At 66.5% G+C, this 25,116-nt stretch carries 20 protein-coding genes, 1 other RNA gene and 2 pseudogenes; 5 read left to right on the top strand and 18 right to left on the bottom strand.

Translation table 11 applies throughout. The features are described from left to right. Positions 1–12: 12 nt before the first annotated feature. From CBP34_RS02960 to CBP34_RS02905, 12 genes and pseudogenes are all read right to left on the bottom strand, one after another. Positions 13–1,434 (bottom strand): UDP-N-acetylmuramoyl-tripeptide--D-alanyl-D-alanine ligase, encoded by a 1,422-nt coding sequence (locus tag CBP34_RS02960; protein ID WP_094097259.1) that lies wholly within the window; start codon positions 1,432–1,434, stop codon positions 13–15. Continuing rightward, a complete protein-coding gene (locus CBP34_RS02955; protein ID WP_094097258.1) occupies positions 1,361–2,926 on the bottom strand; it encodes a UDP-N-acetylmuramoyl-L-alanyl-D-glutamate--2,6-diaminopimelate ligase in 1,566 nt (521 codons plus the stop codon). Before CBP34_RS02955 ends, CBP34_RS02960 begins: the two co-directional genes overlap by 74 nt. Then, positions 2,926–4,670: pseudogene (locus tag CBP34_RS02950) on the bottom strand (peptidoglycan D,D-transpeptidase FtsI family protein). Before CBP34_RS02950 ends, CBP34_RS02955 begins: the two are co-directional and overlap by 1 nt. Then, positions 4,667–4,972 carry a cell division protein FtsL gene (ftsL, locus tag CBP34_RS02945; RefSeq protein WP_086911322.1) on the bottom strand — a complete coding sequence of 102 codons (306 nt, stop codon included), beginning with the start codon at positions 4,970–4,972 and terminating at the stop codon, positions 4,667–4,669. The pseudogene CBP34_RS02950 and the gene ftsL overlap by 4 nt, the downstream one beginning before the upstream one ends. Then, entirely contained in the window at positions 4,969–5,898 is a 930-nt protein-coding gene (rsmH, locus tag CBP34_RS02940; protein WP_094099036.1) for a 16S rRNA (cytosine(1402)-N(4))-methyltransferase RsmH, read from the bottom strand. The genes ftsL and rsmH overlap by 4 nt, the downstream gene beginning before the upstream one ends. 8 nt (positions 5,899–5,906) lie before the next feature. Next, positions 5,907–6,335, bottom strand: coding sequence for a division/cell wall cluster transcriptional repressor MraZ (gene mraZ, locus CBP34_RS02935; RefSeq protein ID WP_086926582.1), 429 nt, complete (start codon positions 6,333–6,335; stop codon positions 5,907–5,909). 304 nt (positions 6,336–6,639) lie between these two features. Beyond that, the gene (gene hslU, locus CBP34_RS02930; protein WP_094097257.1) at positions 6,640–7,965 is read right to left on the bottom strand and encodes an ATP-dependent protease ATPase subunit HslU; all 1,326 of its coding nucleotides are present in this window, start codon (positions 7,963–7,965) and stop codon (positions 6,640–6,642) included. A gap of 86 nt (positions 7,966–8,051) precedes the next feature. Further along, positions 8,052–8,615, bottom strand: a complete 564-nt coding sequence (hslV, locus tag CBP34_RS02925) for an ATP-dependent protease subunit HslV (protein WP_086911320.1) — start codon at positions 8,613–8,615, stop codon at positions 8,052–8,054. Between the two features lie 66 nt (positions 8,616–8,681). Beyond that, entirely contained in the window at positions 8,682–10,400 is a 1,719-nt protein-coding gene (locus tag CBP34_RS02920; RefSeq protein ID WP_094097256.1) for an STAS domain-containing protein, read from the bottom strand. A gap of 46 nt (positions 10,401–10,446) precedes the next feature. Continuing rightward, a pseudogene (gene dksA, locus CBP34_RS02915) lies at positions 10,447–11,231 on the bottom strand (RNA polymerase-binding protein DksA). Between the two features lie 180 nt (positions 11,232–11,411). After that, on the bottom strand, positions 11,412–12,470 hold the full coding sequence (locus tag CBP34_RS02910) for a CobW family GTP-binding protein (RefSeq protein ID WP_094097255.1): 1,059 nt from the start codon (positions 12,468–12,470) through the stop codon (positions 11,412–11,414). 159 nt (positions 12,471–12,629) lie between these two features. Next, complete coding sequence (locus tag CBP34_RS02905) at positions 12,630–14,903, bottom strand: heavy metal translocating P-type ATPase (RefSeq protein WP_094097254.1); 2,274 nt, start codon at positions 14,901–14,903, stop codon at positions 12,630–12,632. Positions 14,904–15,007: 104 nt separating this feature from the next. Between CBP34_RS02905 and cadR the strand changes: the two genes are divergently transcribed. Further along, the gene (cadR, locus tag CBP34_RS02900) at positions 15,008–15,499 is read left to right on the top strand and encodes a Cd(II)/Pb(II)-responsive transcriptional regulator (RefSeq protein ID WP_094097253.1); all 492 of its coding nucleotides are present in this window, start codon (positions 15,008–15,010) and stop codon (positions 15,497–15,499) included. A 304-nt stretch (positions 15,500–15,803) separates the two neighbouring features. On the opposite strand, the gene CBP34_RS02895 is transcribed toward cadR, so the two are convergent. From CBP34_RS02895 to dapF, 3 genes are read right to left on the bottom strand one after another with little or no spacing between them, the layout of a single operon-like run. Beyond that, positions 15,804–16,778, bottom strand: a complete 975-nt coding sequence (locus CBP34_RS02895; protein WP_094097252.1) for a tyrosine recombinase XerC — start codon at positions 16,776–16,778, stop codon at positions 15,804–15,806. 35 nt (positions 16,779–16,813) lie between these two features. Next, complete coding sequence (locus CBP34_RS02890) at positions 16,814–17,506, bottom strand: DUF484 family protein (RefSeq protein ID WP_086911312.1); 693 nt, start codon at positions 17,504–17,506, stop codon at positions 16,814–16,816. Continuing rightward, the gene (gene dapF, locus CBP34_RS02885) at positions 17,503–18,381 is read right to left on the bottom strand and encodes a diaminopimelate epimerase (protein ID WP_094097251.1); all 879 of its coding nucleotides are present in this window, start codon (positions 18,379–18,381) and stop codon (positions 17,503–17,505) included. The genes CBP34_RS02890 and dapF overlap by 4 nt, the downstream gene beginning before the upstream one ends. Positions 18,382–18,496: 115 nt before the next feature. Here dapF and CBP34_RS02880 point away from each other — a divergent pair, with 115 nt between their 5' ends. Then, positions 18,497–19,201 carry a glutathione S-transferase N-terminal domain-containing protein gene (locus tag CBP34_RS02880; protein ID WP_094099034.1) on the top strand — a complete coding sequence of 235 codons (705 nt, stop codon included), beginning with the start codon at positions 18,497–18,499 and terminating at the stop codon, positions 19,199–19,201. Between the two features lie 6 nt (positions 19,202–19,207). On the opposite strand, the gene CBP34_RS02875 is transcribed toward CBP34_RS02880, so the two are convergent. Then, positions 19,208–20,257, bottom strand: a complete 1,050-nt coding sequence (locus CBP34_RS02875) for a metallophosphoesterase (protein WP_157896423.1) — start codon at positions 20,255–20,257, stop codon at positions 19,208–19,210. An 82-nt stretch (positions 20,258–20,339) separates the two neighbouring features. Here CBP34_RS02875 and CBP34_RS02870 point away from each other — a divergent pair, with 82 nt between their 5' ends. Both CBP34_RS02870 and CBP34_RS02865 read left to right on the top strand, forming a co-directional pair. Further along, the gene (locus CBP34_RS02870) at positions 20,340–22,031 is read left to right on the top strand and encodes an MBL fold metallo-hydrolase (protein WP_094097249.1); all 1,692 of its coding nucleotides are present in this window, start codon (positions 20,340–20,342) and stop codon (positions 22,029–22,031) included. A gap of 33 nt (positions 22,032–22,064) precedes the next feature. Then, positions 22,065–22,850: an rRNA pseudouridine synthase gene (locus CBP34_RS02865; protein ID WP_094097248.1), complete on the top strand. Its 786-nt coding sequence runs from the start codon at positions 22,065–22,067 to the stop codon at positions 22,848–22,850. 73 nt (positions 22,851–22,923) lie between these two features. Here CBP34_RS02865 and rnpB read toward each other — a convergent pair. Further along, positions 22,924–23,371, bottom strand: an RNA gene (gene rnpB / locus CBP34_RS02860) — RNase P RNA component class A. Between the two features lie 101 nt (positions 23,372–23,472). Between rnpB and cysK the strand changes: the two genes are divergently transcribed. Then, positions 23,473–24,390 carry a cysteine synthase A gene (gene cysK / locus CBP34_RS02855; protein WP_094097247.1) on the top strand — a complete coding sequence of 306 codons (918 nt, stop codon included), beginning with the start codon at positions 23,473–23,475 and terminating at the stop codon, positions 24,388–24,390. A gap of 103 nt (positions 24,391–24,493) precedes the next feature. Here cysK and CBP34_RS02850 read toward each other — a convergent pair whose 3' ends face one another. Continuing rightward, positions 24,494–25,105 (bottom strand): TetR/AcrR family transcriptional regulator, encoded by a 612-nt coding sequence (locus CBP34_RS02850; protein WP_086911307.1) that lies wholly within the window; start codon positions 25,103–25,105, stop codon positions 24,494–24,496. Positions 25,106–25,116 lie beyond the last annotated feature (11 nt).

The raw sequence follows: 25,116 nt of genomic DNA, 5'->3' as shown, positions 1-25,116 counted from the left end.
GTGCGGCGGGCATCAGTGGCTTGCATCATGGCGCGCCTCCGGGTGGACGTTTTCTTTTTGTTCTGCGGCGGCAACCATGGCCTCCACCACCTGTTCCATCTTCATGAACCGCGATCCCTTCACCAGCACGCTGCCCACCTGGGGCAGCGCCTGCAGCACCGCCGACTGCAGCGATGCCATGTTGTCAAAATGCCGCGCCGTGCCGAAGGCCCGGGCGGCGTTCGCCGATTGCGCACCCAGCGCATACAGTTGCGCAATGCCCGCCGCACGCGCGTGGGCGCCGGCTTCTGCATGGAACTGCGGCCCCTGGTCGCCCACCTCGCCCATGTCACCCATCACCAGCAGCTGCGGCGCGGGCAATGCAGCCAGCACGTCGATGGCGGCGCGCATGGAATCGGGGTTGGCGTTGTAGGTGTCATCCACCACGGTGATGTCGCGGCCCGACTGCCGCACGCTGAGGGCGCGTGAGCGCCCCTTGACGGGGCTGAATGCACTGAGGCCACGCGCAATGGCATCCAGCGGAGCCCCCGCCGCCAAGGCACAGGCGGCAGCCGCCAGCGCATTGGTCACGTTGTGCTGGCCCGCAATCTGCAGCGTGCACGACAGCGCACCGGCCGGCGTGGCCATCTCCACCGCCCAGGCGCCCTGCTGCCAGCTGGCGCGCCGACACTGCACGTCGCCAGCCTCGCCAAAAGTGATGCACCGGCGCGGTGCCGCCAGGCTAGCCCACAGGGCGGTGTAGGCATCGCCGGCAGGAAACACGGCCACGCCCTCGACAGGCAATGCCGCCAACACCGAGCCGTTTTCCTCTGCCACGGCCTGCACCGTGTGCATGAATTCAAGATGCTCGCGCTGCGCGTTGTTGACGAGGGCCACCGTGGGCCGCGCGATAGCAGCCAGGGTGGCGATTTCGCCGGGATGGTTCATGCCCATCTCGATCACCGCGGCGGCGTGCTCTGCGCGCAGGCGCAGCAGTGTCAGGGGCACACCGATGTCATTGTTGAAGTTGCCCTGCGTGGCCAACGCGGCTTCGCCCTTCCAGGCGCGCAGGATGGACGCCACCATCTGCGTCACCGTTGTCTTGCCATTGCTGCCCGTGATGCCAATCAGCGGCAGGCTGAACTGGGCACGCCACCCGGCAGCCAGCGCACCCAGCGCGGCCAGGCTGTCGGGCACCTCGATGCCGGGCAGCCCGGCGGCTTCGAGCCCGCCGTGGGCGATGGCCGCCACGGCGCCGCCAGTGCGGGCGTCCGCCAGGAAGGCGTTGGCATCAAAGCGCTCGCCCTTGAGCGCCACGAACAGGTCGCCCGGCTGCAGCGTGCGGGTGTCCGTATGCACGCGTGCCAGGGGTGTTGCTCCGTCACCCACCAGGCGGGCCTCGGGAATGCTGCGTTGAATCCATTCCAGCGCCTGCTGCAGGTTCATCATGCCCATGTGCTGGCTCCCGGGCGGCCAGCGCTGCCTGCGCCTGCGCCATGTCGTCAAACGGCCGGCGCACGCCGGCTGTTTCCTGATAGTCCTCGTGGCCCTTGCCGGCGATCAGCACCACATCGGCCGCATCGGCCTCGCCGATAGCCAGCGCAATGGCGGCTGCACGATCAGGTTCGGCCCGAACCGTCTCGCCGGCAATCGTGCCTTGCAGGATCTGGTGCAGGATGGCCACAGGCTCTTCGCTGCGCGGGTTGTCGCTGGTCACCACCACCCAGTCGGCATGCTGCTGCGCCACGGCGCCCATCAGCGGGCGCTTGCCGGCATCGCGGTCTCCGCCACAGCCGAACACACACCACAGCTGGCCGCCGCGCTCCACGGCCAGCGGGCGCAGCGCCTGCAAGGCCTTGTCCAGAGCGTCGGGGGTGTGGGCATAGTCCACCGCCACCAGCGGTTGCCCCGGCGCCACCAGCCGCTGCATGCGGCCGGGCACGGGTTGCAGGCCGGTACAGGCCCGCGCGGCATCAGCCAGCGGCACGCCCTGGCTGCGCAGCGTGGCCAGCACGCCCAGCAGGTTCAGCACGTTGTAGTGGCCGATCACGCGGGTCTGCAGCTGCTGCCGTTGCGAGCCCTCCACCACGGTGAAGCGCAGTCCCTGGTCGCCCAGGGCGATGTCCTGCGCCACCAACCGCGCCGGCCCCTGAGCGGAGATGCTCCACAGATCAAGCGCACCACCCGTCAGTTCGGCGTGCAGCTGCGCACCGGCCGGGTCGTCCACGTTGATGACGGCCGCCTGCAGACCAGGCCAGGCGAACAGGGCGCGCTTGGCCAGCCAGTAGTCGGCCATGCTGCCGTGGTAGTCGAGGTGGTCCTGGGTGAAATTGGTGAAGATGGCCACGCGAATCTGCGTGCCCGCGAGGCGTGCCTCCGCCAATCCGATGGAGGACGCCTCGATGGCGCAAGCACCCAGCCCCTGGTCGGCATATTCGCGAAACGCGCGCTGCAGGCGCACCGGGTCGGGCGTGGTCATGCCCGTGGATTCGAGGGCGGGCGGCACCCCCATGCCCAAAGTACCCACCAGCGCACAGCCAGTCTGCGCATAAAGCTCTTTATTTGATAGCGAATTCCAGGCACCCGCCAGCCACCACGCCGTGCTGGTCTTGCCATTGGTGCCCGTCACGGCCAGCACGGCGAGTTGCCTGGTGGGGCGGTCGAACCACTGCGCGGCAATGGGCCCGGTGGCGGCCTTGAGACCATGCACTGCGGCGATGTGATCGCCCGTGAAACCGAACGCCTCCACACCCGCCTGCTCCACAAGGCATGCCGCCGCACCGCGCACCAGGGCATCGGCCACATGGGAGCGCCCGTCGGTCGCGGCGCCGGGCCAGGCAATGAATCCGTCGCCGGGTGCCACCAGGCGGCTGTCGGTCTGCAAGGTGCCGGTGACGCGCTCGCGCAACCACTGCACGGCATCTTGGGACGAGGTCAGCGTATGCATCACAGCGACTCCTCCACGCCATTGGTGACGATCTGCGGCTTGACGGCCATGTCCGGCTGCACGCCCATCATGCGCAGGGTCTGCTGCACCACTTCGCTGAACACCGGCGCTGCCACGAGGCCGCCATACACCTGGCCGTTGCTGGGCTCGTCGATCATCACGGCCACGATGATGCGCGGTTTGTCGATGGGCGCCAGGCCGGTGAACCAGGCGCGGTATTTGCCGGCGGCGTAGTTTTTGCCGACCTGCTTGCGCGCCGTGCCCGACTTGCCGCCCACTGAATAGCCCACCGTCTGCGCCTTTTGCCCCGTGCCGCCGGGGCCAGCGGCCATCTGCAGCATCTTGCGCACCTGGTCGGCCGTGCGCTCGGAGAACACGGGCACGCCCACCGGGGGCTCGTTGGTCTTGAGCATGGTGGCGGGAATGACGCGCCCGCTGTTGGCAAACACGGTGTATGAGCGCGCCATCTGGACCAGGCTGGCCGAGAGGCCATAGCCATAGGACATGGTGGCCTGCTCGATGGGGCGCCAGGTTTTATAGGGCCGCAAACGCCCGCTCACCGCCCCCGGAAATGCAATCTGCGGTTTCTGGCCAAAGCCAACGGCCGAGAAGGTTTCCCACATCTCGCGCGCGGGCAGCTGCATGGCGATCTTGGTGGTGCCCACGTTGCTCGATTTCTGGATCACTCCCTCCACCGTCAACGCGCCATAGCTGTGCGTGTCGCTGATGGTGGAGCCCGTGATCGTGAGACGCCCAGGGGAGGTGTCGATCACGGTCTCGGGCTTGACGCGGCCGCTTTCGAGCGCAATGCCCACCGTGATGGGCTTGATGGTCGAGCCCGGCTCGAACACATCGGTGAGCGCGCGGTTGCGCAGCTGCTCGCCGGTGAGGTTCTGGCGCTTGTCGGGCACGTAGCTGGGGTAGTTGGCCAGGGCCAGCAGCTCGCCCGTGTGCGCATCGAGCACCACCACGCTGCCCGCCTTGGCCTTGTGGGCAGCGACCTGGTCGCGCAGCTTCTGGTAGGCGAAAAACTGCACCTTGCTGTCGATGGACAGCTGCATGTCGCGGCCATCCACCGGCGGCACGGTCTCGCCCACGCCTTCGACCACTCGGCCAAGGCGGTCCTTGATCACGCGGCGCGAGCCGGCGCGCCCGGCCAGCTCGCTGTTGAAGGCCAGCTCCATGCCCTCCTGGCCCTTGTCTTCCACATTGGTGAAGCCGACCACATGCGCAGCCGCTTCGCCCTCGGGGTATTGGCGCTTGTATTCCTTGCGCTGGTAAATGCCCTTGATGTCGAGGGCCGTGATCTGCTGGCCAATGTCCCAGTCGAGCTGGCGCTTGATCCAGACAAACGTCTTGTCTTCGTCGGCCAGCTTGGCGTTCAGCTCGGCCAGGGGCATGTCAAGCAGACGGGCCAGTTGCTTGAGCTTGGCGCGCACCTCGGGCTTGTCCTGCTCGACGTCTTCGGGAATGGCCCAGATGCTGGCCGCCGGCACGCTGGATGCCAGGATGAGCCCGTTGCGGTCGAGGATCTTGCCCCGGTTGGCCGGCAATTCGAGCGTGCGCGCGAAGCGCACTTCGCCCTGGCGCTGAAAAAATGCGTTGCCGAACACCTGCACATAAGCCGCGCGCGCGCCCAGCCCACGAAGCCCAGCGCAATCATGGCCACGATGAACTTGCTGCGCCATACGGGCGTCTTGCTGGCCAGCAGCGGGCTGGAGGTGTAGAGCACGCTGCGGCTCATGGCTGCACCCCCGAAACGATCGTGGAGCCATTGGCACCGGCAGGGTCGGCCACATACTGGGTGATGGCCGGAGTGGCCGTGCGCATGTGCAACTGCGCCCGCGCCAGTTTTTCCACCCGCAACGGCGTGGCTTGGGCGCGCTTTTCCACCTGGAGCCGCTGGTGCTCGGTTTCCAGCCGGCGCGACTCGGCAACGGCCCGGTCCAGCTGGGTGAACAGGCGGCGCGACTCATACTGCGTATGCACCAGATACAGGGCACTGGCCATGACCGCCACCAGCAGGACGAGGCTGAGCCGGGTCATGCCGGTGCCTCCGTCCGCTCGGCCACGCGCATGATGGCGCTGCGCGAACGGGGATTGGCCGCCACTTCGGCCGCGCTGGGCTTGACGCGGTCCAGCGCGACCAGCTTCATGACCTTGGGCGGGGCAAAGGGCGCGCGGCGGTCGTACACGTCCTTGGAATGCTGCGCAATGAACTGCTTGACGATGCGGTCTTCGAGTGAATGAAAACTGATGACCACCAGCCGGCCACCGGGCTGCAGCACATGCAGGCTGGCTTCTAGTGCTTGTTGCAGCTCTTCAAGTTCAGCGTTGATGAAAATCCGTAAAGCCTGAAATGTGCGCGTTGCAGGGTTCTGGCCCGACTCGCGGGTTTTGACCGCACCAGCCACGAGATCGGCCAGCTCGGCGGTGGTCGCAAGGGGGCCCCGTTCCTCGCGCCGAGCAACAATCGCCTTTGCAATGGGGCCAGCAAACCGTTCTTCACCGTAGTCACGTATCACCTCCGCAATCTGTTGAACCTCGGCAGTGGCCAGCCACTGGGCCACGCTCTCGCCACGCGTGGTGTCCATGCGCATGTCCAGCGGGCCGTCGAAACGGAAACTGAAGCCGCGCCCGGGGCTGTCGATCTGGGGCGAGCTCACGCCCAGGTCCATCAGCACCCCGGCCGCACTGCCCGGCGGCAAATCCGCCAGATGGCGAAAACCTTCGTGCCGAATGGAAAAACGCGCATCGGTGATGCGCGTTGCTTCGGCGATGGCTTCGGGGTCCTTGTCAAAGGCCACAAGGCGCCCTTGCGGCCCCAGCCGCAGCAGGATGCGGCGCGAATGCCCTCCCCGGCCAAAGGTGGCATCCACCCAGGTGCCGGCGGGCTCGCGGCCCGCACCGCCCAGCAGCGCGTCGACCGCTTCATCAAGCAGGACGGTGGTGTGTTGCAGATCAGGGGTCACCACGGGCCTTAGAAAGAGAAATCCTTGAACACATCGGGCATTTCGCCCTGCATGGCCTGCGCTTCCTGCGCGTCGTACGTGGCCTTGTCCCACAGTTCGAAATGGTTGCCCATGCCCAGCAGGATGGCGTCCTTGGCAATGCCGGCCGCCTCGCGCAACTCGGGCGACACCAGCACGCGGCCGGTGGCGTCCATCTCCACGTCCATGGCGTTGCCCAGGAAGATGCGCTTCCACCACTGGGCGGACATGGGTAGCTGGCTGATGCGTTCGCGAAACTTTTCCCACTCCGGGCGGGGAAACACCATCAGGCAGCCGTGGGGGTGCTTGGTGATCGTGAGTTGGCCGGCAGCCGTCGCGCTCAGGACGTCACGATGCCGGGTCGGCACAGACAGCCGACCTTTCGCATCGAGACTCAGCGACGAGGCACCTTGAAACACGGACCGATTCCCCTATTCGGGCGATGGCCCCTCAAACCCGGATATCGGAGTTCAAGGGCACTTTTCACCACTTAATTGCACTTTTTTGCACTGTAGCAGGAAAAGCGCGCCAAACAAGGGGGTGTGCAACAAACTTTTGCAATGAAATCAAGGACTTAGCAGCGATTTCGCAGGAACGAAAACGACAAAATCCTTTACCCAATAAGCACTTAGAACTGCCTATGGAAGTGTTACCTGAAGGCAAACCGGGCTGGAACGCATTCACGATCTGCCCGCGGCCGGGGCGAGATCGTGAGCATTGTTCTCAAAGGATGTAGCGCGACAGGTCTTCATCCTGGCTCAGGGTTTGCAGGCGTGTGTCGACATAGGCCGCGTCCACGGTCACCGTCTGGCCGGACAGGCGGGCCGCGTCGAAGCTCACGTCGTCGAGTAGCCGCTCCATCACGGTGGCCAGGCGGCGCGCACCGATATTTTCGGTGCGCTCGTTCACATCGAAGGCGATATGCGCCAGGCGCGTAATGCCTTCGGGCAGAAATTCAAGCGTCACGCCCTCGGTGGCCAGCAGCGCCTGGTATTGCTTGACCAGCGAGGCGTGGGTCTGCGTGAGGATGGCTTCAAAGTCCTGCACCGAAAGGGATTCAAGTTCCACCCGGATCGGAAAGCGCCCCTGCAGTTCGGGAATCAGGTCGCTGGGCTTGGACAGGTGGAACGCGCCGGAGGCGATGAACAGAATGTGGTCCGTTTTGACCATGCCGTATTTGGTGGACACCGTGGTGCCCTCCACCAGTGGCAGCAGGTCGCGCTGCACGCCCTGGCGCGACACGTCGGCGCCACTGGTCTCCTGGCGCGCCGCCACCTTGTCGATCTCGTCGATGAACACGATGCCGTTCTGCTCGGCATTGGCAATGGCGCGGGCCCGGATCTCTTCCTCGTTCACCAGCTTGGCGGCCTCCTCCTCGATGAGCAGCTTCAGGGCCTCGGCAATCTTGAGCTTGCGCGCGCGGCGCTTGTCCTGTCCCATCTGGCTGAACATGCCGCGCAACTGCTCGGTCATTTCCTCCATGCCCGCCGGGCCCATCAGTTCCAACTGGGGGCGGCTCTCGGCCAGGTCGATCTCGATGTCCTTGTCGTCCAGGCCGCCTTCGCGCAGCTTCTTGCGAAACACCTGGCGTGCCGTGCTGTCGCTGGCCGGCTCGGCGCCTGCCGCGGCGCGGGCCGGCGGGATCAGCACGTCCAGAATGCGCTCTTCGGCCGCATCTTCGGCGCGGGTGCGCACCTTCTTCATTTCCGACTCGCGCGTCTGCTTGACGGCCATTTCGGCCAGGTCGCGGATGATGGCATCCACATCCTTGCCGACGTAGCCCACTTCGGTGAACTTGGTGGCCTCCACCTTGATGAAGGGCGCATCGGCCAGGCGCGCCAAGCGCCGGGCGATCTCGGTCTTGCCCACGCCCGTGGGCCCGATCATGAGGATGTTCTTGGGCGTGATTTCCTGGCGCAGGCTGCCCTCGACCTGCTGACGGCGCCAGCGGTTGCGCAGCGCAATGGCCACGGCGCGCTTGGCGCTGGCCTGGCCAACGATGTGGTTGTCGAGTTCGGAAACGATTTCCTGGGGGGTCATGGACGACATAGATGAATCCACAGTCAAAAATGGCCGCAACGCTTATCAATCAAGCGCAAACAGCTATGAATAATATAGCAACCCAACACCCGCGCTCAAAGCGTCTCGATGGTGTGGTTCATGTTGGTGTAGATGCACAGCTCGCCGGCGATTTCCAGCGAGCGCTTGACGATGTCCTGGGCCGACAGATCGGTGTGGTTGAGCAGCGCCTTGGCGGCCGAATGCGCGTAGGCGCCACCCGACCCGATGGACACGATGCCCTGTTCGGGCTCCAGCACATCGCCGTTGCCGGTGATGATCAGCGAGGCGCTGGCGTCGGCCACGGCCAGCATGGCCTCCAGGCGGCGCAGCACGCGGTCGGTGCGCCAGTCCTTGGTGAGTTCGATGGCGGCGCGGGTGAGGTGCCCCTGGTGCTTTTCCAGCTTGGCCTCGAAACGCTCGAACAGCGTGAAGGCGTCGGCCGTGGCACCGGCGAAACCCGCCAGCACCTTGCCGTGGTAGAGCTTGCGCACCTTGCGCGCCGTGCCCTTGACGACGATATTGCCCAGGGTGACCTGGCCGTCGCCGCCAATGGCGACCTGCAGGCCCTGGGGCGTCTGGCGGCGCACACTCAGGATGGTGGTGCCGTGGAAAACAGGGGTTTGGCTAGATTGGTCCATAGCCGGTTCAGGTGAGGGCGGGGCTGCCGTTTGCAAGCCGCCAGCCCCAGATCATCCACCGCCGCTTCAGTTCTTGCGCGGAATCACCCAGGCGTGCTCGTTGACACCGATCACATTGAAGAAGATCGCCACCAGGCGGTGCAGATTGTGAAACTGCACCACATGGCCACGGGACTGCTGCTCGGCAGCCCAGTTGAGCACCGAGCCGGCGGCGCCGAAATCGATGCGGATCAGACGGTCGCAGCCGATGATCAAGGGTTCACCGGGTCGCGCCAGCGCCTGGAAAGGCTCCAGCAGTGGCGCGGCATCGCCGTCAATATGGCCACTGAGCGTCGCCGCAGGGGGAACCGATTCGAGCGCTGCAGGCACGGTGGCATCTGCCGCCTCGGGGGCCAGCAGATCGCGTGCGGCGGCTTGCGCAGTGGGCGCGGCCGCGTTTTCACTGTCCGAATAGCCACAGCGCGGCGCACTCCACGAGGGCGGCGAGACTTCATAGGTCACGCAGTAGTCCAGCGCGACCAGCTCGAACTCATCCGGGCTGACCATGAGCCGCAAGGCCGCCATGCGCAGCCGCCACCACTCGGGGCTGGTGGACCGGTCGCCCGACTGGGTCTTGCTCTCCAGCAGGGCATTGAGGGCGGACACGCCGGAAAACACGAACTGTCCGCTGCGATCGGCCCACTGGGTGAACTGGTCGGCCAGCAGCGGCACGGCCGCCTCGTCAATGGCGGCCAGGCGGCCCCAGGCCAGGGTCCAGGGCGAGGTGGCTCGGGCCAGCGCGGCCTGCAACGCGGCCACGGACGACACGGCCACGGTCGAAGGCGCCGCCCAGCTGAAATCACGCCGTGCTGCCACTGGCGCGGCTTCTGTCGCAGCCGCAGAGGCCAGCCCCAGTTGCTCGGGCATCGAAAACCACAAGGGCGCCGACCGGCTGAAGCGCGCAGCAAAATCGATCGCCAGGGTATCGAAACGGTCCTGCTGGCCGGTGGCACGATACAGGTCAAACAGCGTCATCCAGATTTCCAGCTGCTGCTCAGGGTCGTCCTGCTCGTGCTGGGCAAGTACATCCCGCAGGCCAGACTCGGCGCCGGCATGGTCGCCATTGGCAAACCGTATGGCGGCTTCTTCTAGATCGGGTTCGTGCACGAATTCCTCCGGTTCGACTGCGGGTTCACGTTCGGCGGCGGGAGCCACAGGCTTGTAAGACGCCGCGGGTGCGTCAGCGCGCAAGGTGGCATCCTTGCCGCCAAATCCCGCAATGGGCATGCTGTCATCCGCAAACAAGGGCGCCACCGAGGGCCTGGCCTCCAGCGGCGCCTGCAAAGTGCCCGGCCGGGTGGGCGCATAGGCTCGCGCGGCGGCGCCCTCTTGGTCATGGGGCTGCATGTCGGCAGGCTGGGTGGGAGCATCTGCCGTCTGCTTGCCCTTCCACCACTGCTGGGACATCTGCGCTTCGATCTCGTCGATCTTCTTGAGCGTGACGGCGCGCTCGTCGGGTGACGCCATGCTGCTCTGAAAGAACGACGGGCGGCCCGCAGGGTCGTCCGCGCGATGGCCCTGCAGCACCTCGCGCTGGCGCAGCTTGCGCAACTGATCGAACTCGCGGCGGCGCACGAAGTCGTTGCGCCGCTTGCGTTCGATCATCTCCTTGAGCATCTGCTTGCTGTATTGGCTCTCGCGGTCGGCCTGGATCGAGTCGAGCTCCGTCCAGTTGACCGTGGGGTTGCGCACAAACCGCACCACCTTGGACAACAGGCCGCCGGGTGTGGTTTCTTCCTTGCTCATAGGCAGTCAGATCGGGTGCGCATGGAGTTGTGAGGCCGCTCGGCCTTCAGTCTCCAAACATTTTCTGTTTGAGTTCACGGCGTTGCTGTGCTTCCAGCGACAGCGTAGCGGTGGGGCGTGCAATCAGCCGGCCCACCCCGATGGGCTCGCCGGTTTCGTCGCAATAACCATAGTCACCCGAGTCGATGCGGGCAATGGACTGCTCGATCTTCTTGAGCAGCTTGCGTTCGCGGTCGCGGGTGCGCAACTCGAGCGCGTGCTCTTCTTCAATGGTGGCGCGGTCGGCGGGATCGGGCACCACCACGGTGTCTTCGCGCAGATGCTCGGTGGTTTCACCGGCACTGTTGTGGATTTCCTGCTTGAGCTGAACGAGCTTGAGGCGGAAAAACGCCATCTGCTTGTCGTTCATGTACTCGCTGTCGGGCATCGCCATCACTTCGGCGTCGGTCAGCTCTTCGGCCGTCTTGGTTTTCCAGTTGTTCGCCAGCTTGGGGTCTTTTTTGGCTGCCGTGTAGGTGGGGTGCACTTGCGCGGTCGTGGGCATGGTGTGTAGATAACTGGCTTTGGCAGCGGTCGAAGCCACTGCCTGAGCCATGGATGGTACGGTCAATTGGGCCAGCCGGGATGAAGGCCGGGTGCTGCGCACGGGTACTTGGCTGCCGGCCCGCAAAACCTGTGCGGGCTCCTCTGTCACTGCAGGACTGGCGGCTTTGGGGCGACCTTGGCAGCAGCCTTTGCAGCAGTCTTGGTTGCCGCTGGGGCGGCGGCACTTTTTGCCGCGGTTGGGACCGCTTTTGCGGCGGCCTTGGGTTTGCTGGTTTCGGCTTTCACTGACGGGACTCCTCGCGTAACGGGCTGGCCCGGGCTGCGCAGGCAGCCAAGGGCGGGTGGCAAGCCTTCCGGGGTTTTACCGGGGCGCGATTGTATCGACCTGCGGGGATGCAAACGGAAACGTTGCAGATACAACACAAACCCGTGGGTGTACCGGGGTCACTCCGCAGCCAGACCGCATCACACCAGGCTCTGCTCCAGCCCCTGCAAAAAGATGTCCTTGGGCAAGTCAATGCCGATAAAGACCATCTTGCTGGTGCGCGCCTCACCCTCGGCCCACTGCGGCCCCAGGTCGCTGCCCATGAGCTGGTGCACGCCCTGGAAGATCACCTTGCGATCGGTGCCCTTCATGTTCAGCACCCCCTTGTAGCGCAGCATGCGCGGGCCATAGATGTTGACGATGGCACCCAGGAAATCCTCCAGCTTGGCCGGATCGAACGGGCGGTCCGACCGGTAGACAAAGCTCTTGACATCATCGTCGTGATGGTGATGGTGTCCATGGCCGTCGTGGCCGTGCTGGTGCGATGGGTGGTCGCAGTGCTCGCCATGCGCGTGATCGTGGTGGTCGTGCGCCGCTTCTTCCTCCTTGAGGAAATCCGGGTCGATGTCCAGTTTGGCATTGAGGTTGAAGCCCCGCAGATCCAACACTTCCTTGAGCGGCACCTCGCCAAAGTGCACGGCCTTGATGGGCGCGCGCGGGTTCATGTGCTTGAGGCGATGGATCAGCGCATCGGTTTCCTCGGCGCTCACGAGATCGGTCTTGGACAGGAAGATCTGGTCGGCAAAGCCCACCTGGCGACGGGCTTCCTGGCGGTCATTGAGTTGCTGGGGCGCATGCTTGGCATCGACCAGCGTGATGATGGAATCGATCAGGTAGGTCTCGGCGATCTCTTCGTCCATGAAGAAGGTCTGCGCCACGGGGCCGGGGTCGGCCACGCCAGTGGTCTCGATCACGATGCGCTCAAAATCCAGCAGGCCCTTGCGCTTCTTGGCGGCCAGCAACTGCAGCGTCTCGCGCAGATCCTCGCGGATGGTGCAGCAGATGCATCCATTGCTCATCTGCACGATCTGCTCCTTGGATTCGGTCACGAGGATGTCGTTGTCGATGTTCTCTTCGCCGAATTCGTTCTCGATGACGGCGATTTTCTGGCCATGGGCTTCGCCCAGCAGGCGCTTGAGCAGCGTGGTCTTTCCGGAACCCAGAAAGCCGGTGAGGATGGTGACAGGAATGAGGGACATGGAAAGCCTTGGGAGAAGCAACGGGCCGTGCAACCCACCGCCCAATGGTGCGCCGCTGGGGAGCCAGACCGCAAAGGGGGTGAGTTTAGCGGGGGACCAAAGCCCGTGCCGGACGCTGCCAAACCGGGTCACGTCCTGGCGGAACAAGCGAAATCCCCCCTATTTCGCGGGCGCCTCGTCCACCGCGCGCAGCATGCGCAGGCCGTTGAACACCACGATCAGGCTGGCCCCCATGTCGGCAAACACGGCCATCCACATCGAGGCGCCGTTGAACAGCGCCAGCCCCAGAAAAACCAGCTTGATGCCCAGCGCCAGGGCAATGTTCTGCCAGAGCACGGCACGCGTGCGGCGCGACAGCCGGATGAGCTGGGGAATACGCCGCAGGTCGTCGTTCATGATGACCACATCGGCGGCCTCCATGGCCGTGTCGGTGCCCGCCGCCCCCATGGCGATGCCGATGTCGGCGCGGGCCAGCGCGGGGGCATCGTTGATGCCGTCGCCCACCATCGCCGTCAGGCCATGGCGCGCCTGCAGGGCCTCGATGGCCGCCAGCTTGTCTTGGGGAAGCAGGTTGCCCTGCACCTCATCAAGGCCCGCCTGGGCGGCGATGGTGCGGGCCGTCACCTGGTTGTCGCCCGTCAGCATCACCGAGGCCACGCCCATCGCATGCAGCGTGGCCAGCGCCTCGCGCGAACTGTCCTTGATGGTGTCGGCCACGGCAAAAACGGCCAGCACGGCGGTATCGGTGGCCAACAGCGTCACCGTGCGACCCTGCGCCTCGTGGGCGGCCAGCCGCACCTCGATATCGGCATTGCAAAGTCCACGCTCCTCGATCAGGCGGTGGTTGCCCAGCACCAGCGCCTGCCCGGCGATGCGGGCCTGCACGCCGCGCCCCGGCAAGGCCGTGAAGGCCTCCAGCGCACCACCGGCGGGCGCCGCCTGCGCCGTCGCCAGGCCCTGCGCGATGGCGCGCGACACCGGGTGGTCGGAATGCCCCGCCAGATCGACGGCCCAGCGCAGCACCTGCGCCTCTGGCACCGATGTGGAACCCTCCTGCGGCAGCACCTCGGTCGCCACCAGCCGGGGCCGGCCTTCGGTGATGGTGCCGGTCTTATCGAGCGCAATGGCCTTGAGCTGGTGCGCGGTTTCCAGATAAACCCCACCCTTGATGAGAATGCCGCGCCGCGCGGCTGCAGCCAGGCCGCTCACCACCGTGACGGGCGTAGCAATGACCAGGGCGCAGGGGCAGGCAATCACGAGCAGGACCAGGGCCTTGTACAGCGCCTCAAGCCACGCCACATCCATCAGCCAGGGCGTGAGCACCGCCACCGCCACGGCCAGCGCAAACACCACCGGCGTGTAGATGGCGGCGAACTGGTCCACCAGCTGCTGGGTGGGCGCGCGGCTGGCCTGCGCCTGCTCCACCGCGTGGATGATGCGGGCCAGCGTGGTGTTGCTGGCCGTGGCGGTCACCCGCATTTCCAGGGTGCCGGTGTCATTGATGGTGCCGGCAAACAGGGTGTCGCCCGCGGCCTTGTCAACAGGCATGCTCTCGCCCGTGACCGAGGCCTGGTTCACGGCACTCGCGCCCGCGATGACCACGCCGTCGAGCGGTACGCGCGCACCGGGCCGAATGCGCACCACGGCGCCCGGCTCCACCGCGGCTGCGGCAACCGGTTGCCAGGTGCCGTCAGGCTGGCGCAGCTCGGCCGTATCGGGGGCCAGGTCGAGCAGTCCCTTGATGGCATTGCGCGCCCGGTCCACCGAGCGGGCCTCGATGAGTTCGGCAATGGCATACAGCGCCATCACCATGGCCGCTTCGGGCCACTGGCCGATCACAAAGGCGCCGGTCACGGCCACGGTCATCAGTGCATTGATATTGAGCCGCCCGCGGCCCAACGCGGCAAGGCCCTTGCGGTAGGTGGAAAAACCGGCCAACCCGATGGCGACGGCAGCCAGCGCCATGCCGGCCACCTGAAACACCCGCTGGTCTGGTGCCAGAAACGCCAGCAACTCGGCGGCCACGGCCAGACCGAGCGCCAAGCCCAGGCGCGCGAGCCCTTCGGCGCCCGGCAAATGACCGTGCGCGTGCGCCTGAGCTTCCTCGGGGGCCAGGGGTTGCGGATCAAACCCCGCCCCGCGGATGGCGGCCAGGACCTGCGGCATCACCGCAGGCGCCGCGTCAATGGCCACCGTGCGGGCACCGAGCTGAAACTGCAGGCCGAGCAGGCCCGAAACACCCGCTACGGCATGGCGGATCTCGCTTTCCTCGGCCGCACAGTCCATCGTGGCGATGCGAAAAACCGTCCCGCGGGCGGCGCCGGGCGCACCGGCCACAGGTCGCTGCGCAGGGGCGTTGTCCATGAGCGCATCGGAGGAACAATGGCTGCAGGGCTCGGCTGCGGCGGGCGGGGTGTGGGGGGATGGGCTCATGGTTGTTTTCCTTGCTGGCATCCATTGGAAACCCTGATGCCACTACAGAGTCAAGCACGCCCGCGGCGTACCATCGCGATACCACCACCCCAACGGCGCACCCCATGAAAATCGGCGAGCTGGCCACCCTGACCCACACCCCGGTCGAAACCATCCGGTATTACGAACGCGAGGGCTTGCTGCCCGAGGCCGCCCGCACGGGTGGCAACTACCGCATCTACAACGAGGCCCAGGCCGCACGCCTGTCCTTCATACGGCATTGCCGGAGCCTGGACATGACGCTGGACGAGATCAGCACGCTGCTGCGCTTCAAGGACGCGCCCACCCGCAACTGCAGCGATGTCAACGCCCTGCTGGACGCGCACATCGGCCATGTGGCCGCGCGCATCCGCGAACTGCGCCAGCTCGAAAAGCAGCTCAAGAACCTGCGCGAACAGTGCCACGAAGCGCAGGATGCCGCCCACTGCGGCATCCTCAACGAGCTGACCGACCTGGCCAGCCGGCCGGGCCACGCGCACGCGGGCCATGTGCACGGCACGCATGCCCGCACGACAACGCGCAAGGCCGCGCCAGCGGCGCAAAAACCCGGCCGTTGAGTGCAAACGATCCGGCCCACCCGGCTGGCTGTGGACTCTTTCAACCCTTGTGCATCACCAGCCGCGATGTCCTTGCCGGTCCGCACAGCGCAATCGATCCAGCCTGGCCGGCCGTCAAACAATGCACGCGCTGGACACCATCGATTTGCATACAAAACGGCATCCCGCCCTTATGTAGAAAGCGCCATTAGCTATAAATAACGAAGCGCCCATGTGCAAGACGGGGCGGAACGGTGGGTCTTCAGGGAGCCCTTGCCAGAGGGTTGGGCTCCGGCAATGCCGCCATGCCAGGCGGTATCTGACGCTACTTGCGCCGTGCCCGCGGGTGCGCCGCGTCATACACCTTGGCCAGATGCTGGAAATCGAGCCGCGTGTAAACCTGCGTGGTGGTGATGTTGGCGTGGCCCAGCAGTTCCTGCACCGCGCGCAGGTCGCCGCTGCTTTGCAGCAGGTGGCTGGCAAACGAGTGGCGCAGCATGTGCGGGTGTACCGGCGTGGTCAGCCCCGCCTGCTGGCTGCGCTGGCGCAGGCGCAGCCAGATCGACTGGGCCGTGAGGCGTGCACCGCGCTGGCCTACGAACAGGGCCGCGTCCAGCGCACCCGCGGCAAATGGCGTGGCGCGCAGCCCCAGCCAGGCCTGCAACGCAGCCATGGCGGCAGCGCCCACGGGCACGCTGCGGCGCTTGCTGCCCTTGCCGAACACATGGGCCTCGCCCGCCTGCAGGTCGATCCAGCCGCGGCCCTGGCGCTGCGTGTCGGCATTGGGCAGGGCATCCAGCCCCACCAGCTCTCCAACGCGCAGGCCGCAGCCGTACAGCAGCTCGACGATGGCCGCATCGCGCGCCTCCAGCCAGGGGTCGGCGCCAGCGTGGTCAAACTCGGCCAGCCGCACGGCGTCGTCCACCCCCAGCGCCTTGGGCAATGGCTTGGGCGCCTTGGGCGCGCGCACGTCCTGCACGGGGTTGTGCGCAATCAGCCCCTGCCGGCCGGCCCAGGTGAAAAAGCCGCGCCAGCCCGACAGGATGAGCGCAATCCCCCGGCCGCTGCGCCCGCTGCTGTGCATCTGGGCCACAAAACGGCGGATGTGCGCGGTCTGCAATTGCAGCAAGGGCACATCGACGCCCGCTGCCAGCTGCGCAAGCCGATCCAGATCGAGGGTGTAGAGCGTGAGCGTGCGCGCGGCCAGACGCTTTTCAAAGCGCGCATGCGCCAGGTAGCGCTGCACATGGGGGTCGGGCGCAGCCACCACGGTGCTTTGCGGCGTGGGGACATCAACCATGCGCAGGGACCCGGCCAGTGCCTGAGGATGGCGTCTCAGCGTAGCCGCATCAGCGCGGCGCTCGCCAGCTCGGCCATGCGCGACAGAAAGTCGGTGCCCATGGTGGCGTCAAAGCGCTGCGGGTCGTGCGAACCCAGCACCAGCAGGCCAAATGCCGGCGTGGCGCTGTTGATGGCACCTTCGCGCAGCGGCAGCAGGGCCAGGGACTGAACCGCACCGTCATCCTGCGCCAGCCATGCCGTCGGCTCGAAACCGAGGTTGGGGCCACAGAACGGCATGGTCAGCGAGGTGGCAAAAGCCTGGGCGTCTTCGCTGGCGCCCTGGGTGAAATCGGCATCGATATACGCCCCCGCCACACCCCACACCCGCACGGCAGCCTGGGGCACATCAAACAGGGTGCGCACGCCGTCCACCACGGCCTGGGGCAGGTCCATGGGGTCGCGCACTTGCAGCAGGGCGCTGGTCCAGTGGTCCACCTTGGCGGCGATGGCGGCATTCTCATGGCTGTGGCGCACCATCTCCATGATGCGCTGCTCCAGCCCCTTGATCTTCTCGCGCAGCATTTCGGCCTGGCGCTCCTGCAGGCTCACGGCGCGCGCGCCGTGCGGGCTGGTGATCTGCACGCTGGCCAGCACCTCGGCGTGGCGTTCGAAAAACTCCGGCGTCTGGATCAGGAACTGGGCGATGTCGTCTTCGGTGATGGGCGAAATAGGGGAGCTGGTGGTCATGGCGTGTCCGGAAGTTCGATCTGGCCTTCAAAAACGGGGGTGGCCGGACCGGTCATAAAAACAGGGTCGGTGTCGGCACCGGCCCAGGCAATGGTGAGCAGGCCGCCGCGCGTCTGCACGTCCACCTGCGCATCGAGCAGCCCCAGGCGAATGCCCGCTGCCACCGCGGCGCAGGCGCCGGAGCCGCAGGCCAGGGTTTCGCCCGCGCCGCGCTCGAACACGCGCAGGCGCACATGGCCGCGGTCCACGATTTGCAGATACCCGGCGTTGACCCGCCGGGGAAATCGCGGGTGCGACTCGATCAATGGGCCGGTCTGCGCCACCGGCGCGGTGTCCACGTCCCCCACCAGCTGCACCGCGTGCGGATTGCCCATGGACACAACCGCTACCAAAACAGGAGCATTTTGCGCAGATCCAGAAAGCGCTAGCGGCCATTTTTGCCCCAAACCCTGCGCCACCGGCGTGAGGCCGGTCGCATCAAAAGGCACCCGCGCCGCATCGAACACCGGCCGCCCCATGTTCACCGTCACGCGGCCGTCGGGGGTCAGGCGCGGCGCAATCACGCCGGCCAGCGTCTGCACGCGAATGGTGTCTTTGGCGCTCAGGCCCTTGTCATGCACATAGCGTGCAAAGCAGCGCGCGCCGTTGCCGCACTGCTCCACCTCGCCGCCGTCGGCGTTGTGGATCACGTATTCGAAATCAATGCCGTCGCCCGGCGAGGGCCGCACGGTGAGGATCTGGTCGGCACCCACGCCGAAGTGGCGGTCGGCCAGCAGGCGGTAGTGCGCCGGCGTGAGGCCCAGGCGGCCCTGGGTTTCGTCGAGCACCACGAAATCGTTGCCCGCGCCCTGCATTTTGGTGAAGCGAATCTTCATGGGCCGGATTATCGTCGGTGGGCTGCCAATCACCTCGGGCAGCGCCGGTTTCGCTGCCCGATTAGTCTTGCGCTCTTGTGGCGCCACTGTGGCTGCCACCTGCCAGGACTTCTTCATGCCCGATCTTTCCGCCTTTGCCATCACCCATAAATGGCCCGCCCGGCACCCCGACCGCATCCAGCTGTATTCGCTGCCCACGCCCAATGGCGTGAAGGTGTCGATTGCGCTCGAAGAACTGGGCCTGCCGTACGAGCCGCACCTGGTGAGCTTCGACACCAACGACCAGACCTCGCCCGAGTTCCTGTCGCTCAACCCCAATAACAAGATTCCCGCCATCCTCGACCCCAACGGGCCGGGCGGCCAGCCGCTGGCGCTGTTCGAGTCCGGCGCCATCCTGCTGTACCTCGCCGACAAGGCCGGCCAGCTGCTGCCCCAGGATGCCGCCGCGCGCTACGAAACCATCCAGTGGCTGATGTGGCAGATGGGTGGCGTGGGCCCCATGTTTGGCCAGCTCGGCTTTTTCCACAAGTTCGCCGGCAAGGACTTTGAGGACAAGCGCCCGCTGGGCCGCTATGTGGCCGAATCGAAACGCCTGCTGGGCGTGCTCAACCAGCGCCTGGCCGGCCGCGCCTGGGTGATGGGCGAGCAGTACACCATCGCCGACATCGCCATCTTTCCGTGGGTGCGCAACCTGGTCGGCTTTTATGGCGCGGGTGCGCTGGTGGAATTTGGCCAGTTCACGGAGGTGCAGCGCGTGCTGGATGCGTTTGTGGCGCGGCCGGCCGTGCAGCGCGGGCTGGTCATTCCGGCGCGGGACTGAGAAGACTCATTCGAGCAGCAGCACATCGATGCGCGGCACCACCGCCAGTCGCGCCGGCAGGCCGATGGTGCCGATGCCCGCCGTCACGAACAACGGTCCAGCCCGCGTGGCGTACAGGCCCTCGAACCAGCCCTGCGCGCTCATGCCCGGCAACACCCGTTGGCGCGTGACCCAGGGCAGCATAATCTGGCCACCGTGCGTGTGGCCGCTGACCACCAGGCTGGCGCTGCCTGCCGGCAGCAGTGCCGCCGTGTCGGGCTGGTGCGCCAGCACCAGCCGGGGCGTGGCGGGCGCGCCGGGCGGCAGCAGGCGGGCCATTTCGCTGAGCGGATCGCCGCCCCACCGGTCGCTCAGACCCACCACCTCCCAGCCCTCGGCCAGCAGGCGCCGCCCATCCAGCACCTGCACGCCGTGGTCCTGCAGTGCCTGACGCAGCGCCTTTGCCAGCGGTGGCCCGGGCGCGCCGGTGTCGTGGTTGCCCAGGACGCCCCACACCGGGTGGCGCAGCCGCGAAAACGGCTGCAGCAGCGCATGCAGGTCGCGCGGCGGTTCGTACGTCCAGTCACCCGCCACCATCACGGCATCCACGTCCAGCGCATTGAGCCGATCAACCAGCCGCTCGACCTGCCAGCCCCGCACGAACAGGCCGGCATGCACATCGGCCACCAGCGCCAGCCGCAGCGGCGGCAGCTGCAGCGGCGTCTGCAGCCGCAGCCGGTGCTCGTGCACCGTCAGCAGGCGCGGCTCCACCAGGCCGCTGTAGGCCACCAAGACCAGCGCCCCCAGCCATGCCAGCCGCAGCACGCTGCGCCCTGCCCCCTCGCGCAGACCCAGCAGCGCTGCGCCGCACCAGGGCAACACGGCCCACACGGCCCAGAAGATCCACAGCTTGAACAGCACGACCGCCTCGCGCCCCGATTCAATCCAGCGCCCTTCCCGGTCGAGCCAGGCCAGCACCGCCGCCAGCGCCAGCCAGACCCAGCCCAGGCCCAGCAACGCGTTCCGCACCCGGGCGATGCGGGCGCAGGAATGGGCGGAAAAGGAGGGGCGATGCATCGTGGGTGGTGCAGTCATAACGGAGGGCCACGCATTGTGCCCGCGCCCCACCGCGCAAGCCGTCCTGCCCATAATGCAGCCCATGACACGCCCCAGCCAGCTTCTGCACCCACCGCACCCTCCCGTTCCCACCCTGCCCGCCGCCACCGTGCTGCTGCTGCGCGACGGCGCACAAGGGGTGGAGGTGCTGATGACGCGCCGCTCGCCGCGGGCCAGCTTCGCACCGGGCGCCTATGTCTTCCCCGGCGGCGGCATCGACGCGCTCGATGCGTCGCCCGAGACGCACGCCGCCGCCGACCGCCGCCCGGCGCAAGACGACCTGCACCTCACGCAGGCCATTGCCGCCATCCGCGAGAGCTTTGAAGAGCTGGGCATTCTGCTGGCGCGCCATGCCGATGGCCCCCGCAAAGGTGGGATGGCCGATGCGCACGACATCGCCGCCATCGACCGCCACCAGCCCTTTGCCGCGCAGTGCCAGGCCCGTGGCCTGCGCCTGGCGGCCGACAGCGTGTACTTGCTGGCCCACTGGACGGGCGACCGCGACCTGCCCCGGCGCTTTGAGGTGCCGTTTCTCGTGGCCCGCATGCCCGAGGGGCAGACGCCCGTTGCCGACGAGGCCGAGCAGTTCGAGCCCGTGTGGGTGCGCCCGGCGGATGCGCTGGCGCGGCATGAGGCGGGCCAGTTCTTCATGATCTATCCGACCATCCGCACGCTGCAGCGGCTGGCAAAGTTTGTGAGCACCCAGGCCGTGCTGGACGCCGTGGCGCACGAACAGCCGCTGTGGGTGAGCTGCCCGCGCGCCGGCCTGCTGGGCGGCAAAGAAGCGCGCTACATGGAAGACGAATCGCCGTTTGGCGAGCTGGCCCTGGTCTGCCCCGACGGTCAGATCGTGCACCCGCTCGACTGGCAGGCCGAGCGTCCCGTGCCGCTGCTGCGCAATGTCCAGCGCCTCACCGCGCCCAACCCTGGCGTGATGACAGGCCCCGGCACCAACAGCTACCTGGTGGGCGACCCGGCCACCGGCTTCATCGCCATCGACCCCGGCCCGGCCGATGCCGAGCACCTCGACAAGCTCTGGCGCGCCGCCGGGGGCGACATCCGCATGATCGTGTGCACCCACTCGCACCCCGACCACTCGCCAGGCAGCAAGCCGCTGCAGGCGCTGTGCGTGCAGGCGGGCAAGGCCCAGCCGCCCATCCTGGGACTGCCATCGGCCCCCACCGCGCGCGTGGCCAGCGCGTTCACGCCCGACCGGGCGCTACAAGATAATGAGCTGCTGACGCTTTCAGGACAAGCGCCAGAGGGCAAAATCACCCATACCCTGCAGGTGATCCACACCCCCGGCCACGCGGCCAACCACCTGTGCCTGCTGCTGCAGGAAGACGGCCTGCTGTTCAGCGGCGATCACATCCTCAACGGCAGCACCACCGTGATCGACCCGCCCGACGGCAACATGGCCGACTACCTCGATTCGCTGGACCGGCTCGACGCAGCGTGCGCCGAACACGGCGTGGAGTTCATCCTGCCCGCCCACGGCTATGTGCTGGGAGGCCCGGTGAATGGGGCGCGCAGCGCCATCGCCAAGCTCAAGGCCCACCGCCTGGCACGCGAAGCCAAGGTGCTGGCCGCCATGCAGGCGCTGCCCGATGGCAACATGGACGACTGGGTGCAGCACGCGTATGACGACGTGCCGCCGCGCATGTGGCCCGTGGCCCAGCGCTCGCTGCTGGCGCATGTCGAACGCATCCGGGCACAACAACCCGGCAACAACTGAACCACAAGAACAGCACCAAACCGCATTCATTCCATGACCGACAAGAACCCTGACCCCAGCCACATCCGCCTGGCCAAGCGCGTGGCCGAGCAACTGAACTGCTCGCGCAGCACGGCCGAGCAATTCATCGAAGGCGGCTTTGTGAGCGTGGACGGCCAGGTGGTGGAAGCCCCCGGCGCCCGCGTGCGCCCCGACCAGGCCGTGGCGGTGGCGCAAGACGCCAGCCTGCTCGCGCTGACACCGGTCACGCTGCTGCTGCACAAGCCGGTGGGGTTTGAAGCCGGCCTGGGCGTACCAGCCGGGCAAGCGGCCCACGCCAGCCGCAGACAGGGCGCAACCCCGGCCACCACGCTGCTCAATGCGGCGTCGCACCTGGCCGAAGACGCCTCGGGCATCCGCGTGCTGCAGCGCCATTTCAAGCAGCTCGAATGCTTCACCCCGCTGCCCACCGAGGCCAGTGGCCTGGTGGTCTACACGCAGGACAAACGCATCGCGCGCAAGCTGGCCGAAGACATCGAATCGCTGGAGCAGGAGTGCATCGTCGAGGTCAAGGGCGACATCGCGCCCCACGGCCTGCAACGCCTGTGCAATGGCCTCAGCTTCAACGGCCGCCCGCTGCCCCCCATCAAGGTGAGCTGGCAGAGCGAAACCAAACTGCGCTTTGCCCTGAAGGGCATCCGCCCCGGGCAGATTCCGGCCATGTGCGATGCCGTGGGCCTGACGGTGGTGGCCCTCAAGCGCATCCGCATCGGCCGCGTGCCGCTGGCCAAGGTGCCCGAAGGGCAGTGGCGCTATCTGCAGCCGTGGGAGCGGTTTTAGCAGGGCATTTCGCTATCTATACGATAGCTTTCAGCGCTGGATAGATAAGCGCTAGCGCCTGTTTTCATGAAAAGTGTGAAGCGCGCCGATAAGCCGGATTCTGTGCACCGCTGACCCTCTTGCGAAGGCCCGCGGCGTGACCGCCATTACTCTGGGCCGGGTGTCGCCACCACGGCTCGATGCTACCTACCCGCCAGCTCTGCGGAACCACATCAACGCTGGCCTACTTGGTATTGCTGCGCGTAGAGATTGCCCGTTTCACCCAAGTCGCGTTCCGCGCCTTGGGCGGCTATGGGGCTTCAGGCTTGCGCCTGAGCGTCTGGCTTGCGCCAGCCGATGCCAGCTTGCGCTGGCACCCCATAGAACACCCTTGGTGGCTGAAAACGACCTGACTCGTCTCTGTTGCTCTGATCCTCACCTCACGGTGGGCAGCCGTTAGCTGCTACGCTGTCCTGTGCAGTCCGGACGTTCCTCCAGTGCCTGGTTTCCCAGATTGCACCAGCGGCGGTCTGGCGCGCTTCACGGGGCGATTATCCCCCGATCGGCATATCCATATGGCCGAAATGAGCGATCAACTGGTCCAGAATGCGCGGGCAACCCCTCTTTTCCCAGGAGACTCACCATGAAAACCGACAACGTCCTGCAAACCATCGGCAACACACCGCATGTGCGCATCAACCGCCTGTTTGGCCCGGGCGCCAACGTGTGGATCAAGTCCGAGCGCAGCAACCCCGGCGGCTCGATCAAGGACCGCATCGCGCTGGCGATGGTGGAAGACGCCGAAAAGTCGGGTGCGCTCCAGCCCGGCGGCACCATCATCGAGCCCACAAGCGGCAACACCGGCGTGGGCCTGGCGATGGTGGCGGCCGTCAAGGGCTACAAGCTGGTTCTGGTGATGCCCGACAGCATGAGCATCGAGCGCCGCCGCCTGATGCTGGCCTACGGCGCCAGCTTCGACCTGACGCCGCGCGAGAAGGGCATGAAGGGTGCCATCGCCCGCGCCGAAGAGCTCAAGGCCCAGACGCCCGGCGCCTGGATTCCGCAGCAGTTCGAGAACCCGGCCAACATCGACGTGCACGTGCGCACCACGGCGCAGGAAATCCTGGCCGACTTCGAAGGCGGGCTCGATGCGCTGATCACCGGTGTGGGCACCGGCGGGCACCTCACGGGCGTGGCACGGGTACTGAAAGCAAAGTTTCCCAACCTCAAGGTATTTGCCGTGGAGCCCACGCAGTCGCCCGTCATCAGCGGCGGCCAGCCCTCGCCCCACCCCATCCAGGGCATTGGCGCGGGCTTCATACCGAAGAACCTGGACACCAGCCTGCTCGACGGCGTGATCCAGGTCGAAGCTGAGCCGGCGCGCGAATACGCCCGCCGCAGCGCCCGCGAAGAAGGCATGCTGGTGGGCATCTCCAGCGGTGCCACGCTGGCCGCCATCGCGCAAAAACTGCCCGAGCTGCCTGCCGGGGCCAAGGTGCTCGGCTTCAACTACGACACGGGCGAGCGCTACCTGTCGGTGGAAGGCTTTTTGCCCGCGTGATGTGGAATTCAAGCCATATAAGCCTCTAGCGCTTATCGAGTAAGCGCTAACAGCTATTAAAAAAGGAGCTTTTCAGCTCCTTTTTTTCATCCCATGCTAGGCATCACGCCTGCACCGGCCCATACGCCGCCATGAATGCGGCCACCGCGCGCGCCACCGTGGCATTGATTTCTTCGGCAGAGATCGGCTCCAGGGTCTGGAACAAAAAGCGGTCCAGCCATTCGGCCTCCAGCAGGCCGCGCAGGTGCAGGGCGGCGATGCGGGCATCGGCCTGGCGCAACTGGCCGGTATCCATGGCGTGCTGCAAGAAGGCGGCAGCAGCGGCCTCGTTGCGCACGGGGCCCAGTTCGTAGCATTTTTTCCCCAACTCCGAGCGCCCGGCCTCTGCAACGATGAGGCGGCGCACCGCCTGCACCTGGGGCGAATACTGCAGCGTCAGCAGCCCCCGGCCAAACTTTTGCAGCGCCTCGGTCATGTCCTCCACGGTCGCGTCCAGCGCTTCCAGCGTGGCCTGGAACTCGGCCTCGGTGGCCTCGAACACGACGGCCGAGAACAGTTCTTCTTTCGACGCGAAGTAGTTGTACAGCGTGGCCTTGGAGTAACCCAGCCGCTCGCAGATGGCGGCCATGGTGGTGCGCTCGAACCCCGTTTCCTGGAAAACGACGGCGGCGGCGTCCAGGATGGCCTGGCGCCTTGTCTCGGTTTTTGCCCGCATGTCAACCTCTT

The sequence above is a fragment of the Acidovorax carolinensis genome (genome assembly GCF_002157145.1).
GTDB lineage: Bacteria > Pseudomonadota > Gammaproteobacteria > Burkholderiales > Burkholderiaceae_C > Acidovorax > Acidovorax carolinensis.
The sequence above is the reverse complement of the archived record's forward strand: the minus strand, read 5'-3'. Positions and strand labels throughout refer to the sequence as shown.

Bases quoted from the DNA above. Each gene is read 5' to 3' on its own strand.
- CBP34_RS02960 (WP_094097259.1), bottom strand. From the start codon at position 1,434: ATGGGCATGATGAACCTGCAGCAGGCGCTGGAATGGATTCAACGCAGC.
- CBP34_RS02955 (WP_094097258.1), bottom strand. From the start codon at position 2,926: ATGCATACGCTGACCTCGTCCCAAGATGCCGTGCAGTGGTTGCGCGAG.
- ftsL (WP_086911322.1), bottom strand. From the start codon at position 4,972: ATGACCCGGCTCAGCCTCGTCCTGCTGGTGGCGGTCATGGCCAGTGCC.
- hslU (WP_094097257.1), bottom strand. From the start codon at position 7,965: ATGTCGTCCATGACCCCCCAGGAAATCGTTTCCGAACTCGACAACCAC.
- hslV (WP_086911320.1), bottom strand. From the start codon at position 8,615: ATGGACCAATCTAGCCAAACCCCTGTTTTCCACGGCACCACCATCCTG.
- CBP34_RS02920 (WP_094097256.1), bottom strand. From the start codon at position 10,400: ATGAGCAAGGAAGAAACCACACCCGGCGGCCTGTTGTCCAAGGTGGTG.
- CBP34_RS02910 (WP_094097255.1), bottom strand. From the start codon at position 12,470: ATGTCCCTCATTCCTGTCACCATCCTCACCGGCTTTCTGGGTTCCGGA.
- CBP34_RS02905 (WP_094097254.1), bottom strand. From the start codon at position 14,903: ATGAGCCCATCCCCCCACACCCCGCCCGCCGCAGCCGAGCCCTGCAGC.
- cadR (WP_094097253.1), top strand. From the start codon at position 15,008: ATGAAAATCGGCGAGCTGGCCACCCTGACCCACACCCCGGTCGAAACC.
- CBP34_RS02895 (WP_094097252.1), bottom strand. From the start codon at position 16,778: ATGGTTGATGTCCCCACGCCGCAAAGCACCGTGGTGGCTGCGCCCGAC.
- CBP34_RS02890 (WP_086911312.1), bottom strand. From the start codon at position 17,506: ATGACCACCAGCTCCCCTATTTCGCCCATCACCGAAGACGACATCGCC.
- dapF (WP_094097251.1), bottom strand. From the start codon at position 18,381: ATGAAGATTCGCTTCACCAAAATGCAGGGCGCGGGCAACGATTTCGTG.
- CBP34_RS02880 (WP_094099034.1), top strand. From the start codon at position 18,497: ATGCCCGATCTTTCCGCCTTTGCCATCACCCATAAATGGCCCGCCCGG.
- CBP34_RS02875 (WP_157896423.1), bottom strand. From the start codon at position 20,257: ATGCATCGCCCCTCCTTTTCCGCCCATTCCTGCGCCCGCATCGCCCGG.
- CBP34_RS02870 (WP_094097249.1), top strand. From the start codon at position 20,340: ATGACACGCCCCAGCCAGCTTCTGCACCCACCGCACCCTCCCGTTCCC.
- CBP34_RS02865 (WP_094097248.1), top strand. From the start codon at position 22,065: ATGACCGACAAGAACCCTGACCCCAGCCACATCCGCCTGGCCAAGCGC.
- cysK (WP_094097247.1), top strand. From the start codon at position 23,473: ATGAAAACCGACAACGTCCTGCAAACCATCGGCAACACACCGCATGTG.
- CBP34_RS02850 (WP_086911307.1), bottom strand. From the start codon at position 25,105: ATGCGGGCAAAAACCGAGACAAGGCGCCAGGCCATCCTGGACGCCGCC.